The following is a 14,467-nucleotide window of genomic DNA, read 5'->3' on the forward strand; positions in this document are numbered from 1 at the left end:
AGGATTTTCATGGAGCGAGGATTTCGAATCAGCGAGAATCCCTGACGAGCGAAGATATCTTCGCCTACCGTCATGACGACACCGCTATCGAGGGGATTCGTCATGACGCGCAAGGTGATCGTTAAGAAGCCGATCAAGAAGTACTACGAGTCGATTCCCGTCGGGCAGCTGCACATCGACCCGAATCACGACGCGCAGAGGATCTTCCAGCCCACCTGGGCGACCAAGCTCGCGAAGATCTGGGATCCCCAGGTGCTGTTGGTGGCAACGGTCGCGAAGCGCACGGACGGGAAGTACTACCTGATCGACGGGCAGCACAGCACCCGGGTTGCCATGGACCTTGAGGGGCCGGATTTTCGCCGGGACTGCATGGTCTATGAGTTCCTCGATATTCAGATGGAGGCTCGACTCTTCTTGGCTGCGAACCGGGACCGCAAGCCCGTGAAGCCGTTTGACAACTTCAAGGTCGCTCGAACCGCGAGGGACCCGCTGGTGATGCAGATCGACGCTGAGGTGAGCAGCCGTGGCCTACAGGTTTCGAACGGCACCTCAACCAACCGAATCGGCGCCGTCCAGGCTCTGATGGCCCTCGGCGCAAAGCGTCCGGGACTCGTGGAGGTCGTCCTTGAGACGGCTGAGGGGGCATGGGGTCGTGACTCGACGACCTGGGACAACATGATGCTTCGCGCTCTGGGCATGGTCATTCATCAGAACTGGGACAAGATCAACCATGCGCGTCTGATCAAGACCTTGGAGAAGATGCCGGTTGGTCGTTGGAAAGCCAACGCGATCGGCGCCACCACGGGTGGTGGTGGCTCCTCCTCACGGTCCACGCCTCTCGCCTCGAACATCGTCACGATCTACAACCGCCGTCTGGGAACGGAGAACATGATCAGCCTCACTGGCTGAGTCTGAGGACGTCCAGAGCATGCGGACAACGGACAGTTTTGAAAGACCCTCATAACCTCTCCGCGCGCTACGGCCTGCTCGACCTCGACGAGGTCATCGACCCGTACGACACCCCCCATGGCGCTGCCGACGCCGTCACGGCCCAAGCCCTACCGAGGCAGGCCACGGTGCGCAACATCGTGCTCCTCGACCCCGTTGTGGCCCTCGTCCGCGCCATCTGGCCACACGCCCGCACACCACTGGCCGGGACACGCGGCATGGGTGAGCAAATGGCCCGGCTCGCCGCACTGCGCAAGGGACATGAGCAGCAGTTGACGTGACACCACGTGCCGCTGCGAGAAGGGGGCCGGCCGCGGCCGGCAGCCGCGTGGCCCTGCCCCCATGATCACGCGAATGCCACGGCGGGCCCGCTCCGAACGCGCGGAGCAGGCCCGTCGGTGACAGAGCCGTTCATCCCTCGTCGTGTGCCAGCGTCAGATCAAAGGCGTCCTGGCCGGCCGCATCCAGGGTGAGGGATGCTGCCCGGGCCGGGTAACCTGCAGCGACGACGGTGTACTGGTCCGCTTCGAGACCGGTGAAGGCGTACGAGCCGTCCTCGGCGGTGAGCGCGATGCCGACGACGTCGCCCGCCGGGTCCAGGAGGGTGACACGGGCCTCGGAAACCGGGCGGCCGTCCGTGGTGCTGCTGCGGACGGTGCCCCTGAGGACGGACGCCACGCCTCGGCGCGCGTCGGGCTCGGCCCGCCGGCGGCGCGCGTGCTCGATGACGGGCCGGCGGCGCACATGTCCGGCGGCGTAGCGCAGGGAGCGGCTCACCACCACGATCCAGGCAATGACCACCAGCACGTAGAGCACGACAGCCGCCCATGTGAACAGCTGCGAGCCGGTCCGCGCCGCGAGAGCACTCGTGGCCGTCACACAGGCGCCCACCGGGAAGATGAAAGACCACCATGTGGGTGCGAAGGGCAGCCCGCCCCGGACCGTCCGTGCGGTCAGCGCCGCGGCGAGCGCCAGCCACAACATGGCGAAGCCCCATACCGACACTCCCCCCAGCAACGCGGCGACCGCGGCGCCTCGCGCGTAGGGCGCGGGCAACGCGCTCGGCGCCACCGCGGCCAGCGCGCCGAGCGCCGTCACCGCCTGGCCCAACGCCCCCAGGCCGATCCACACCGTGGGCACCACTGTCGCGGCAGGTACGTCGTGGTGCACCAGGCGCCCGTAGATCATGGCCAGCACCAGCAGCGCCGCGACGAAGCCGAGCCCCAGCATCGCGTAACACCCCAGCAGCAAGGTGAGCCGCAGTTGCCCGGCCGGTGCGTGGGGGACCAGCAGCGCGCCCGTCGCGGCGGAGACCATCGGCGGCACCACCGGCATCAGCCAGCCGCCGAACGCCGCGTCCGGCGCGTAGCGGTGCCGGGTGACCATCAGATACGGCACCGTGCACGCGGTGACAAGACCGAGCACGGTACCGAGTGACCAGAGCACCCAGTCCACACTCAGCGCTGCCTCGAGCCCGATCAGCCGCCGACCCAGCACCAGCGCCCCGGCGCCCACCGTGAGCAGCGCCACCGGCGGCGCGCCGAAGAACTGGGCCGCCACCGGATCAGCCGCGTGTACCCGCAGCGCCCGCTGCCTGAGGTAACCGACGGCCAGCATGATCAGGAGCAGCGCGGCACCCAGCCAGATCACCGTGGCGAAAGTCCGCAGCCCGGGAAAGCTCCGGGGCAGCGTGACAGCCGCGTTGGCGACGATGCCCGTGCCCATGACCGCCGCGAACCAGCTGGGGCCGAACACCGCACGCGTGGGTGTGTCTGCGGCAGGCGGCAAGGGACGGGCGGACGAGGAGGAATTCATGACCCGAACCTACGGCGGGGTCGGGGCGGCACCGCCGGTCATGTCCAGATGCGAGGGGCTTGGAGCACATATCGAGCGACCGCCACCGTGCGGCAGTCCCGCGGGGCCGACCCGACCGGTCGCGACCGTGTACCGGCCGCGGTGGCGGCACCCCGGTCGGCCTGCTGCCGCCCGTGATTGCCGAGACCACGAGTTGCCCGTACAGACACCGTCACCTGACAGTTCGTCATTGTTCAGCGACTGCGGCGCTGATGGCTCGCCATGCGGGGCATGTTCTGGTGCTGAGCAGCTGTTGGCACCTGCGGCGGCGAGGGCCGGCAGCGCGGCCGTCGCCGATCGGAGCCTGTGGCGTAGACGGGCGGCGGTTATTCGAACTCGGCTACCGGGCACCGTCCGTCATGGGGCCCGCGAAGGTCTCCGGAGCACTCGGCCCGTTCCTTGAGAGCAGCGACCTACTGCGGGGCCAGGCGGCACGCCTCGGTGGCGACGGCGTCCGCCACCCCGGCCCGCGCCAGATCGCCGACACAGCCGTTCTGGTCGCCCACCAGGCCGACGTAACACCCCATCCGGACGGCGTCCGTGACCTCGGTGCCCTGGTTCTGGACAAGGTTCGCGCAGGCCGCAATGTCCGCGTGGGCGGCTGGTGCGGCGATGACGGTGCCGCCCAGGGCGAGGGCCAGACCGGCGAGAACACTGGGAATACAAGCCGAACGACGCATGAGGATGCACCTGCTCTCTGGGTCGGATCACGCGGTCCCGGGCGCGCCGGACCGCGGGCGGGGGCGGCGCGAGCGAACGCGCGAGACGAGATCCCCCGGGGATCGAGCACCACAGGGGTCGAGCAGGCGGTGTGCCGTGCCTGTCGTGCGGGTGGTGTGCGCTTCCTCCGAGACCCGATCGGCCCGGAATCGGCCACCCTCGCTCATACGACGCTAGAGCACTCCGTACGCGCCCGCACTCCCGGAACGACGGATCCCGGCGCCCGTTCGCCGACGCCGACGTCATGCCCCAGGGGCTGTGGCCAGGCGATTCCCCAGGCACTGGCCCGGCCGACGGCCGACCGGCCAAGCCGCGTCAGAGGGGAGGGGAAGCCCGTGCCGGGGATGTGGCTGATGATCCGCAGTGCCTCGGGCAGGGGACGGTGTCCTCATCGGGATCATCATCGCCGGCGAGCCGCGTCACCACCATGCGCTCGGTGCAGCTGACGGCGGCCGTTGTCGGCGCCGCGCCGTCGATGACGAACCAGGTCGCGACCGTGCGCACGCCCTTCTCGCCGGGGAAGGGCAAGAGCCCTGGCCCAGCTGGCCGGTGGCTAGTCAGCCGCGCTCTTTCGCTGCTCGTCCGGTCGGCAACCCGGGCCCTTCATGACGACCTGACGACCTGACCACCTGCCGACGTGCGGCGGGTCCGTCCCCGCCTCGGCCCGTGCCCGGGCGGCACCGGCGGCCTCCTCCCCGCCATTTCCCTCCCGCGCCCTCCGATGTCACAGAACGGCGGGGCTGTCTCGTCTCAGATCGTCGAAGACGGAATCCGAAAGCAGGAAGGTGATGGTCATGCGGGTGTTCGTGGCAGGCGGCAGTGGAGTCCTGGGGCGGCGGCTCGTGCCGCAGCTCGTGGCTCGTGGTCATCAGGTGACGGCCACGACGACGAACACGGCCAAGCTCGGCTTCGTGGAGCAACTGGGCGCGGACGGCGTCGTGATGGACGGACTGGACCCGATGTCCGTCGGCGAAGCGGTGGCGGCCGCCCGCCCGGACGTGATCGTGCATCAGATGACCGGGATCAGCATGGCTCACGCCGGCAAGCCCGACCTGAAGCACTTCGACCGCTGGTCCCTGCCCACCATCAGGCTGCGCACCGAAGGAACCGATCACCTGCTGGCCGCCGCCGAGGCGACCGGCGTGCCGCACTTCGTCGCGCAGGGCTACGCCAACTGGAACGGGATCCGCGAGGGCGGCTGGGTGAAGACCGAGGAGGACCCGCTGGACCTGCACGAGAAAACACCCGCGCACCCGGCGATGGCAGCGCTGCGCCACGTCGAGGATGCCGTCACCAGCGCCGGCGGCGCGGTGCTGCGATACGGCGCGTTCTACGGGCCCGGCGCCACCGACGACCAGGTCGTACTCGTGCGCAAGCGGCAGTTCCCGCTGGTCGGCAAGGGCACCGGCTATGCCTCCTGGATCCATCTCGACGACGCGGCGAGCGCCACCGTCCTGGCCGTCGAGCGGAAAGCGAGGGGCGTGTTCAACATCGTCGATGACGACCCGGCCCCGGCCGACGAGTGGCTGCCCCATCTCGCGGCGTGCGCGGGGGCGAAGCGGCCGGTGCGCATCCCCCCGTGGCTGGCCCGGCTGCTGGCCGGACAGGTGGTGGTGACGATGATGACCGAGGGGCGCGGCTTCTCCAACGCGAAGGCCAAGCGGGAGCTCGGCTGGGAGCCGCGCTATCCGTCGTGGCGGCAGGGCTTCAAGGAGGGGCTGGCGTGACCCGCACCGAGGAGTTCGAACAGCTGCGGCCACTGCTGTTCTCGATCTCCTACCGGATCCTGGGCAGCGTGAGCGAGGCCGAGGACGCGGTCCAGGAGACCTGGCTGCGCTACGAGCTCTCCGCGACCCGGCCCACGTCGGCCAAGGCGTTCCTCTCGGCCGTGGTCACCCGGATCTCGATCGACGTGCTGCGCTCGGCCCGCCTGCGACGGGAGGAGTACGTCGGGCCGTGGTTCCCCGAGCCGCTGCTCACCGACCCCTACGAGGACCCGGAGCACTCGGCGGAACTGGCCGACACGTTGTCGATGGCATCCCTGTTGCTGCTGGAACGGCTCAGCCCGCTGGAACGTGCGGTCTTCGTCCTGCGGGAGGTGTTCGCCTTCGGCTTCCCGGACATCGCCTCGGCGGTGGGCAGGTCGGAGGCGGCGTGCCGCCAGCTCGCGGTGCGGGCACGCCGCCACATGGACGCGGGCCGACCCCGGTTCGAGGCCGACCGGAAGGAGCGCGAGAGGCTCGCCGAGCGGTTCTTCGACGCCTTGCGGGAGGGGAACATCGACGGGCTGCGGCAACTCCTCGCCGACGACGTGTCGCTGGTCGGGGACGGCGGCGGCAAGGCTCCGCAGTGGGCCAGGGGCTTCTTCGGCGCCGACCATGTGTCCCAGGTGCTCGCCATCCTCCTTCCGCCCTTCATCCAGATCGGCGGCTCGGTGGAACCGCACCAGGTGAACGGCCAGCCAGGCGCGATCTTCCGCGACGCGGACGGCAAGGTCCTCAACACCTGGACTCTCGACATCCTCGGCGGACACATCCAGACGATCCGCACGGTGAGCAACCCCGACAAGCTCGGGCACATGGGCCCCGTGGCTGACGCATGGGCGGTCCTGCGCGCAACACAGGTCCTTCGAGACGCGGACTGACCTGAAGAGCTCACTGCGGCGGATGGCAACGGCTTGCGGCGCCCCGACCAGAAACCGAGCAGCGACAGGTTCGGCGCACCAGGAACCAAAACCAGAACCAGTACCAGAACAGGAGAATCGGACATGATCAGGATCGGCATCATCATCGGCAGCACCCGCCCCGGCCGGAACGGCGACCAGGTGGCCCAATGGGTGCGGGACCTGGCGGTTGAACACGCAGGCGACGTCGCGGAGTTCGAGCTCGTGGACCTGAAGGACTACGCGCTGCCGCTGCTCGACGAGCCCGTGCCGGCGCGCATGGCACCGGGCCGACGGCCGCACACACGGCGATGGGCCGAGCGGATCGGATCGTGCGACGCCTTCATTGTCGTCACGCCCGAGTACAACACCGCCCCGCCCGCCGCCCTGACCAATGCCATCGACTACCTGTACGCGGAGTGGGGCGGCAAGCCGGTCGGTTACGTCGGCTACGGCATCTTCGGCGCGGTCATGGCGGTGCAGAAGCTACGTGCGCAGGCGGGCCCGTTGCGGATGGCGGACATCGGGCCTCAGGTGGCGCTTTCGCTGCGCGAGGACTTCGAAGCCTTTGCCGACTTCCGGCCTCAGGGGCTGCACGTGGCGGAGGTGCACGGACTCATCGACGAGCTCCTGGCGTGGGCGCAGGCGCTCGGCCCGCTGCGCGCGGCTTCCCGGGCCGCTGCTTGAACGGCCGGAACCCCATCATCGCCATCCCTACAACTTGGATCCGCCGTACGAACTGGCGGTCCGCACCCCGACCTTGCGCCGGAGGCGGACCGCCCCGTCGATCCGATCGTCGGACGCGCTCCCACCACGAGTCACTGGACGCCACCATCCCGTAGCAAGGAGCCGGTCATGAGCGAGTACGCCACCCACCAGAAGATCGCGCTGATTACCGGGGCGAACAAGGGAATCGGCCGTGCGGCTGCCGAGCAGCTCGCCGCGTGGGCATGACGGTCCTGATCGGTGCCCGAGACCCACGGCGTGGCGAGGATGCGGCTGCGGCGTTGCGCGCGGCCGGCGGCGACGCGCACGCGGTCGTCCTGGACGTCACCGACCAGGCCACCGTCCGGGCGGCCGCACAGCAGATCTCGGAGCGCTTCGGCCACCTCGACGTGCTGATCAACAACGCCGGCATCACCGGGTCCGGACAGGTCTCTCCCGAAGACGCCCACGATCAAGTCCCAAGCTCCGTCGACCTGGACATGGTCCGGCGGGTGTTCGAGACGAACGTCTTCGGGGTGATCGCGGTGACCAACGCCGTGCTCCCTCTGCTGCGACGGTCACCGGCGCCACGCATCGTCAACGTCAGTAGCGCCGTCGGCTCGCTGACCGTCACGAGCGACCCGGACGGCCCGCTGACGGCTCTGCCGACGTCGGCGGCGTACACGCCCTCCAAGGCCGCGCTGAACGCACTGACCGTGCAATACGCCAGTGAACTGCGCAAGAACGGCATCCTCGTCAACGCGGCCGACCCCGGCTACGTCGACACGGAGATCAACAACGACAGCGGGTACCTCACGGTCGCGCAGGGTGCCGCGGTCCTGGTGCGCCTGGCCACGTTCGGCGCAGGCGGGCCGACCGGTGGGTTCTTCAGCGAGGACGGCCCAGTGCCCTGGTGATGGTGACCGCCGAGCTTTTGTCTCCGCGCGGAATTCACCCAACAGGCAACCAGGTCCAGTCCGCAGACGTCACAGCACACCGTCGATCACCTGTCGGTGGTTCCGTAGGCAGCCATGAACATGTCCAGCAGTCCGTCGATCGCGGCCTCGTCAATGGGGCGGGTCGACAGCAGGCTGCGGTAGTAAAGAGTGCCGCACAGCACCTCGGCGGCGAATTCCAGGTTCGCTGCCGCGGTCAGCTCGCCGGTGTGCTGGGCGCGGGTGATCCGATCGAGGGTGCTCTGCTCGACGGTGGCCAGGAATCGTTCGTGCAGAGTCGCCCGCAGCGTGGAATCAGCCTGCGCTTCCGCGATAACTGCGCGGTAGATGGGGCCGATCGGCGGGCTGGAGAGGGCGAAGCCCGAACGTAGGAACTGTTCGCGCAGATCCCTTCGGACGTCCCCGGTGTCGCAGTACTCCAGGTCCTTGGTCCACACGTGACTGAGCGCGTCGAGCAGCAGCGCCGCCTTGGACGGCCAGCGCCGGTAGATCGTGTGCTTTCCGACACCGGCCCGTCGGCCGACCGCCTCGATGCTCAGGCCCGCGTACCCGACCTCCGCAGCCAGATCGAGGGTCACCCGCAGCAGCTCTTCGGTGCGCACGGCACCTCGGCGGCGTGGCGTGGCGGGCGGGTCGCTCATGCCCCCATTTTATCGGCACGTGGCGTGCCGTTGACAATGCCGAGGGCTGCGCGCAGCATTCAGTATCGATCGGCACGGTGCATGCCGATGCCGGAGTGACGGCGTGTCGCCACGGACGCCCGAAGTCCCGCCGGAACAGATCAACACCCGCCACATCGGATCGACGAAGGAAGATCTGCCATGACCAGCACCGACAACAGCACGCACGAGGGATTCACGGCCGAGGAACGGGCCGCGATGAAGGACCACGCCCAAGAGCTCAAGACAGCAGCGCGCCGCGACTCGCGCGCGGACAAGGCGGCGGAGGCGGAGCGGGAGGTACTCGCGAAGATCGCCGAGATGCAGGACTCGGACCGGATCATGGCCGAACGCGTCCATGCCGTCATCACAGCCGGCGCCCCCGTCCTCGCGCCGAAGCTCTGGTACGGGATGCCTGCCTACGCGCTGGACGGCAAGGTCGTCTGCTTCTTCCAGAGCGCGGCTAAGTTCAAGGCGCGCTACGCGACGCTCGGGTTCAGCGACCAGGCGAAGCTGGACGAGGGCACGATGTGGGCGGCCGGATTCGCCCTCGCCGAGGTGACGCCTGAGGTGGAGGCGCGGATCAGTGCGCTCGTGAAGCAGGCGGTGAGCTGAGCCGCGCCCGGGTTCTGCGGCCTTTTCGCGCGCCCGGCCGCCTGGCACTACTGATGCGGCATGTGCCGCACCTCCTCACTGACGGCGTCGAGGCGCCGGGCTGAGCACCGCAGGCGGCGAGTTCCACCCCCTGGCTCGGCCGTGTGTGGCAAGGAGCGCCGTCCGCCCGGAGGACGCCGGGCGGGATGCGGGCATGATTCGGGCGCGATGAGTCAGACACGGCCTATCCGTTCGTTCCGGTCGGCAGCACGGCACGGGCGATGCCGGTGAGGTTGCCCTGCAGGATGAGGATCTCGCTCCGGTTCGAGCCGTTGAGATCGGCCGCGTAGACGTTCCCGGCGAGGTCGGTCACGTACATGCGGCCGTCGTCCGGATCGAGGGCGAGGCCGATCCCTTCCATGAGGTGGGTCACCAGGATCTCGGGGGTCCGCTGCCCTTCCGGCGCGTCCACCGGCGAGCGGTTCACACTGTTGCCCCGCGGCGGGTCGCCGCGATCCGTCCAGTACAGCATGCGCTGGGTGAGGTCGAGTTCCAGGTCGATCGGCTCGGGCAGCCCGTCGAACAGCACCTCGATGTCGCCGCGTTCGGCCGCGCTTTCCCCAACAGGCAGGTCGATTCCGGCCCGCAGGATCTTCCCGAGTCCCGCGTCGCTCGGGCCCTTCTGTGTCCAGTAGAGGTGTCCGCCGACCGGGTCGACGGCGACTCCCACGCACCACTTGGTCTCGTCGCGGCGGTCGTCCTCTCCCTGTCCCGTCTGTACGAGGGTCTCGACGTTGTGGCCGTCGAGGTCACAGCGCATCACGCGCATGCCTTCGCGATCACCCCAGTACAGCTTCCGGCCGGCGGCCTCCAAGTGGAGTTGCTTCGGCGTATACGTGCCACCGCTCGGGACGATCGTCGTCCGGTTGCCTCCGTCCAGGTCCACGCGTTCGATCGAGCCGTCGTTCTCCGGCGGACAGCCCATGTTCGTCCAGTAGATGTGCCCGGCCGTGACATCGACGGCGACCCCGTCAGGGATCCTGCATCCGGTGACGATGACCTTCTTGTCGGAGCCGTCCGGGTTCACGGAGAACAGGCGACCGCCGCTGCTGGCCTCGAGCACGAACAGTCTTTCCAGGGGCCGCGTCACGACTCCTCCTTCGCCGCTCGACCAGCTGCGGCGCTCCGCGGGCCGAGCGGGTCGTGCTCGGCCCGCACGGCCAGCAGGGCGCACAGCATCGCGTCGCGCCGGGCGGCCAGCTCGTCGACCGAGTCGCCGTGTGCCTCCTGCAGGACGCCGCCCACGATCTTCTCCCTTAGCTCGGGCGTGAACTCTGGGATGCCCAGGTCCTGCCAGGAAGCCACCATCCTCGGCATGAGAGTGTCCATGAAGTGCTGAATGCCACCCTCTCCTCCGCCGAGATGCCACAACAGATGGGGACCCATGACACCCCATCTGAGCCCCGGCCCCCAGGACACCGCGTCGTCGGAGTCCGCCACGTCGAGCACTCCCTCTTGGACCAGGTACACGACCTCTCGGTACAGCGCGACCTGGATACGGTTGGCGACGTGCCCGGGAAGCTCCTTCTTGAGGTGAATCGGTTTCTTGCCGATCGCGGCGTAGAACGACATGACGTCCCGGATCGTCTCCGGGGCGGTCTTCGTCCCGCCCACGACCTCGACCAGCGGGACGACGTGCGGCGGATTGAAGGGATGGCCGATGACGGTTCGCTCAGGCCGCCGGCATTCGGCCTGGATGACGCTCATCGTGATGCCCGAGGAACTCGACGCGATGATCGCGTCCGGCGGCGTGGCGTCGTCGATGTCGGCGAACAGCTTGACCTTGAGTTCCGGACGCTCCGGCGCGTTCTCCTGTACGAAATCGGCGTCCGCGACGGCTTGACGCATGTCCGTGGTGAAGCTCAGGCGATCGGGCGACGCTCCGGGCGCGAGGCCGATCGAAGCTGCCGTGTCCCATGCCGCCTCCACATACGACCGCAGGGCCGTCTCCGCGGTGGGGGCGGGGTCCGTCGCCGTGACGTCGAAGCCTCGGACGAGGTAGTGCGTGGCCCAGCTCGCACCGATCGTGCCGGTGCCGACGATCGCTACGCGATGGACGGGCTTGTGTGCGTTCATGGCTGGTTCACTGCTCCTGAAAGTCGGACACGGGCTGCGGGGGAAAAGCGGCTGAAGTGGCCGGCACCAGCGGCCGCGCCAGGTGGGGGCACATTTCTCAGCGAACGCCCGTGCCCCTTCAAGCGCGTCCTGGTCGGCGGCCGACCCGCTCGTGAGCTCGTCCTGGTGTCTGAACCCGTCGCTCTCCTATGAGCCCTGCGTTTCGCGCAGGACCTCGTTGACGGCTGCCTTCGGCGGCGTTCAGCGGCTCAGCCGTGAGCAGTACGCGCGACAACGTGGAGCGGGCGTAGGCGCCGGGGCCTGACCAGCTCGCCCTCTGCCGTCACGGGACCGCGTATGGCCTCGGCCCACGACTGCCGCGGCGCTAGTGGAGTACTGCGCCGGACGCGTCGGGCGCCGCGCTCATCGCGCCCCCTCCGCTTCCGCCGGGCCGGGAATCGCTCCCTCGGCGCGCAGCTCGGCGATCTCGGCGGGGCTGAATCCCAGCTCGGCGAGGACCTCGTCGTTGTGCTCGCCCAGGTCCGGTGCCCGTTTCGCCGGGACCTTCGCGACGCCTCGCAGGTTGACCGGGCTGTTGACTGTGTAGTCCAGCCCGCTGACTCCCTCCAGCGGTACGACGATGTCGTTCGCGCGCAACTGCGGATCCCGCGCGGCCTCCTCCGGTGTCTGGATGAGGCTGTAAGTGACACGTTCCCGGGTCAGGGCGTCCTTCCAGTGGGCAAAGGGCCGCGAGCGGAACTCGGCGTCGAGCAGCTCTGTCAGCGCGGTGGCGTTCTTGACGAAGCCCTCGATGTCCGCGAAACGGGGATCCTCGAGCAGCTCGGGGTGCCCGATGGCCCGTGTCAGTCCCGGCCAGTGCGGAGCTGAGGTGACGAGCATGAACCATTCGCCGTCCGCGGTCCGGTAGGGGTTGATCAGCGGGTTCGCCGGCGCCTTCCGGTCGTGCAGATCGAACGGGGTGCCGTCGGCGAGCGCTCCGGCCACGAGCGTTCCCGTGGCCCAGACCCCCTCGGCGAGCAGTGACGTCCCGACGCTGGCCCCTTCTCCCGTCCGCTCGCGACGGTAGAGGGCGGTCACGATCGCCGCGTAGATCCCGATCGCCGACATGTAGTCGCCGCTGCCCCAGACCGGGACCGTCGGCGGGGCTCCCGCGTCCCGAGTGGAGGCCAGCAGCCCGCTGCGCGACCAGTAGGCGGTCAGGTCGAAGCCCGGCTGCCCGGCGTCGGGACCGGCATCCCCGAAGCCCGTGATGTCGGCGTAGACGACCCGCGGGTTCCAGCCCGCGACCTCGTCGTAGCCGAGGTGCAGCTTCTCGCGCGTGCCGTGCGGGAAGTTGGTGATCACCACGTCGGCCCACTCGACGAGGCGTTTGAGAATCTTGGTGGCCGCCGGTGCCTTCAGGTCGATGACCATGCCCCGCTTGTTGCGGTTGGCGAGGTGCCAGCTGTAGTTGGCCTGTGCTCGGGGGCTGGGCGGCACGGAGCTCAGCTTCCGCTGGGGGTCGCCCTTGCCCGGCGGCTCGATCTTGATGACGTCCGCTCCGAAGTCGGAGAGCACGGTGGCCGCGGCCGGTCCCGCGATGAAGCTCGACGCGTCGAGGACCTTCAGGCCGGTGAAGACGGATTCGGTGGTCATCGTCGTCACCTCACGAAGGCGCTCAGGCCGTCGGTGACGGCGCGTCCGACGATGAGGGTCTGGATCTCCCGCGTGCCCTCGTACGAGTAGATGGCCTCGGCGTCGGCGACGAAGCGGCCGACCTTGTAGTCGAGGAGGATGCCGTTGCCTGCCAGCAGTTCCCGCGCCCACCCCACGCTCTCGCGCATCCGCACGGTGCAGTAGGCCTTCGCCAAGGCGGACTGTTCATCCCGGAAAACCCCGGCGTCCTGCAACTGGGCCAGACGAGTCATCATCCCGCACGAGGCCGTGGCGTTGCCGAGCATCTTCACGAGCAGGTCCTGCACGAGCTGGAAGCCCCCGATCGGGCGCCCGAACTGCTCGCGCTCTTTGGCGTACTGCAGGGCGATCTCGTAGGCGGCGAACATCACTCCCACCGCCTGCCACGCCACACCGCTGCGCGTCTGGCGCAGGATCTTGGCGGTGTCCTTGAACGAGTTCGCGTTCTGCAGCCGGTTGGCCTCCGGAACACGGCAGCCGTCAAGCACGATGTCGGCGTTCTGCACGATCCGCAGCGCCATCTTGTTCTCGATCTTCGTCGCGGTGAACCCGGGGGTGTCCTTCTCCACGACGAAGCCCAGCACATGACGGGTCTCGACATCGCGGGCCCAGACGACCACCAGGTCGGCGAACGTCGCGTTGCCGATCCACCGCTTCGCGCCGTCGAGGATCCATTCGTCGCCGTCACGGCGCGCGGTCGTCTGCAGTCCCCCGGCCACGTCGGAGCCGCCGTGCGGCTCGGTCAGCCCGAAGGCGCCGATCTTCTCGAAGCGGCTCATCTCCGGCAGCCACCGACGCTTCTGTTCGTCGGAGCCGCAGGTCACGATGGTGCCCATGGCCAGACCCGTGTGCACGCCCACGAACGTGGCCACGGACGCGTCGACATGCGCCAACTCCAGTGCGAGGAAGCCCGCGAGGAGGTTGCTCGGCTTGGATTCCGGGGAGTCCGGGTCGGCCCAGTCCATCAGACCGAGCCCGCCGAAGCCTCTGATCAGCTGGAAGGGGAACTCGGCCCGGGCCCAGTGGTCGTCGACGATGGGGGCGACCTGCGTGCGGAGGAATTCGCGGACGGACTCGAGCTTCTCCCGCTCCCCGCCCGACAGCAGGTCCTCGTAGGCGTAGAAGTCGGCGGGCAGCAGCCCCTTCTCCAGGCAGGGACCGGATGGTGTCGGCAAGGTCGTTGTGCCAGTCATTGCAATCTCCCTCAAGCGCTGTGGGGCGTCACCCGGAGATCCACGCCCGTCAGCGCTCTCCGCTCCTGGCGTTTCGGTTCTCCGGCGCGATTAAACGCGGATCCCGGGCCGGTCCTCCGGACCCGCGCCGCGCACGAGTGCCGTTGTCTCCACGGACCACTCCAGTGGCCCGTCCCCCCTGGTGTCGGAGAGATGAGGCAGCACTGCGAGGTGCCCGAGAGGGACGCGGACAAGCCTGGGTAAGCGGGAGGTCACCGGGTACTGGAGGACATCCGCGCCCTGACCAAGCTCGCCGGTGCGGCGGCCGGTCGCCACGGCGGACCTGAGAGAAGGTCAGGGCCCAAGGATTGAGCGTTCGGCTGGTTG

General features: G+C 68.9%; 13 protein-coding genes and 1 pseudogene. 7 read left to right on the top strand and 7 right to left on the bottom strand.

Features of this window, described 5'->3' with window-relative positions; translation table 11 throughout:
• The first annotated feature begins 102 nt into the window (after positions 1-102).
• Both ACZ69M_RS48910 and ACZ69M_RS48915 read left to right on the top strand, forming a co-directional pair.
• Positions 103-909, top strand: coding sequence for a DUF6551 family protein (locus tag ACZ69M_RS48910; RefSeq protein ID WP_470060178.1), 807 nt, complete (start codon positions 103-105; stop codon positions 907-909).
• A 38-nt stretch (positions 910-947) separates the two neighbouring features.
• Complete coding sequence (locus ACZ69M_RS48915) at positions 948-1,229, top strand: hypothetical protein (protein ID WP_470060179.1); 282 nt, start codon at positions 948-950, stop codon at positions 1,227-1,229.
• 130 nt (positions 1,230-1,359) lie between these two features.
• Here ACZ69M_RS48915 and ACZ69M_RS48920 read toward each other — a convergent pair whose 3' ends face one another.
• Both ACZ69M_RS48920 and ACZ69M_RS48925 read right to left on the bottom strand, forming a co-directional pair.
• Positions 1,360-2,763 carry an SLAC1 family transporter gene (locus ACZ69M_RS48920; RefSeq protein ID WP_470060180.1) on the bottom strand — a complete coding sequence of 468 codons (1,404 nt, stop codon included), beginning with the start codon at positions 2,761-2,763 and terminating at the stop codon, positions 1,360-1,362.
• A gap of 452 nt (positions 2,764-3,215) precedes the next feature.
• On the bottom strand, positions 3,216-3,482 hold the full coding sequence (locus tag ACZ69M_RS48925; protein ID WP_470060181.1) for a hypothetical protein: 267 nt from the start codon (positions 3,480-3,482) through the stop codon (positions 3,216-3,218).
• An 828-nt stretch (positions 3,483-4,310) separates the two neighbouring features.
• Here ACZ69M_RS48925 and ACZ69M_RS48930 point away from each other — a divergent pair.
• The 4 genes and pseudogenes from ACZ69M_RS48930 (at position 4,311) to ACZ69M_RS48945 (ending at position 7,806) form a co-directional block, all read left to right on the top strand.
• Entirely contained in the window at positions 4,311-5,249 is a 939-nt protein-coding gene (locus ACZ69M_RS48930; protein WP_470060182.1) for an NAD-dependent epimerase/dehydratase family protein, read from the top strand.
• Positions 5,246-6,166 carry an RNA polymerase sigma-70 factor gene (locus tag ACZ69M_RS48935; protein ID WP_470060183.1) on the top strand — a complete coding sequence of 307 codons (921 nt, stop codon included), beginning with the start codon at positions 5,246-5,248 and terminating at the stop codon, positions 6,164-6,166. The genes ACZ69M_RS48930 and ACZ69M_RS48935 overlap by 4 nt, the downstream gene beginning before the upstream one ends.
• Positions 6,167-6,289: 123 nt before the next feature.
• On the top strand, positions 6,290-6,871 hold the full coding sequence (locus tag ACZ69M_RS48940; protein WP_470060184.1) for an NADPH-dependent FMN reductase: 582 nt from the start codon (positions 6,290-6,292) through the stop codon (positions 6,869-6,871).
• Positions 6,872-7,039: 168 nt separating this feature from the next.
• Positions 7,040-7,806 (top strand): annotated as a pseudogene (locus ACZ69M_RS48945) (SDR family oxidoreductase).
• 86 nt (positions 7,807-7,892) lie between these two features.
• Here ACZ69M_RS48945 and ACZ69M_RS48950 read toward each other — a convergent pair.
• Positions 7,893-8,486 (bottom strand): TetR/AcrR family transcriptional regulator, encoded by a 594-nt coding sequence (locus ACZ69M_RS48950; RefSeq protein WP_470060185.1) that lies wholly within the window; start codon positions 8,484-8,486, stop codon positions 7,893-7,895.
• A gap of 180 nt (positions 8,487-8,666) precedes the next feature.
• Here ACZ69M_RS48950 and ACZ69M_RS48955 point away from each other — a divergent pair, with 180 nt between their 5' ends.
• On the top strand, positions 8,667-9,119 hold the full coding sequence (locus tag ACZ69M_RS48955; protein ID WP_470060186.1) for an iron chaperone: 453 nt from the start codon (positions 8,667-8,669) through the stop codon (positions 9,117-9,119).
• Between the two features lie 223 nt (positions 9,120-9,342).
• Here the strand turns inward: ACZ69M_RS48955 and ACZ69M_RS48960 are convergent, their stop codons facing one another.
• From ACZ69M_RS48960 to ACZ69M_RS48975, 4 genes are all read right to left on the bottom strand, one after another.
• Positions 9,343-10,248 carry a 3-hydroxyacyl-CoA dehydrogenase gene (locus ACZ69M_RS48960; RefSeq protein ID WP_470060187.1) on the bottom strand — a complete coding sequence of 302 codons (906 nt, stop codon included), beginning with the start codon at positions 10,246-10,248 and terminating at the stop codon, positions 9,343-9,345.
• A complete protein-coding gene (locus ACZ69M_RS48965; protein ID WP_470060188.1) occupies positions 10,245-11,234 on the bottom strand; it encodes a 3-hydroxyacyl-CoA dehydrogenase NAD-binding domain-containing protein in 990 nt (329 codons plus the stop codon). Before ACZ69M_RS48965 ends, ACZ69M_RS48960 begins: the two co-directional genes overlap by 4 nt.
• A gap of 402 nt (positions 11,235-11,636) precedes the next feature.
• Positions 11,637-12,869 carry a CaiB/BaiF CoA transferase family protein gene (locus tag ACZ69M_RS48970; RefSeq protein ID WP_470060189.1) on the bottom strand — a complete coding sequence of 411 codons (1,233 nt, stop codon included), beginning with the start codon at positions 12,867-12,869 and terminating at the stop codon, positions 11,637-11,639.
• Positions 12,870-12,874: 5 nt separating this feature from the next.
• Positions 12,875-14,101 carry an acyl-CoA dehydrogenase family protein gene (locus ACZ69M_RS48975; protein WP_470060190.1) on the bottom strand — a complete coding sequence of 409 codons (1,227 nt, stop codon included), beginning with the start codon at positions 14,099-14,101 and terminating at the stop codon, positions 12,875-12,877.
• Positions 14,102-14,467: the final 366 nt, after the last annotated feature.

It is taken from the genome of Streptomyces sp. NPDC107454 (genome assembly GCF_055582885.1).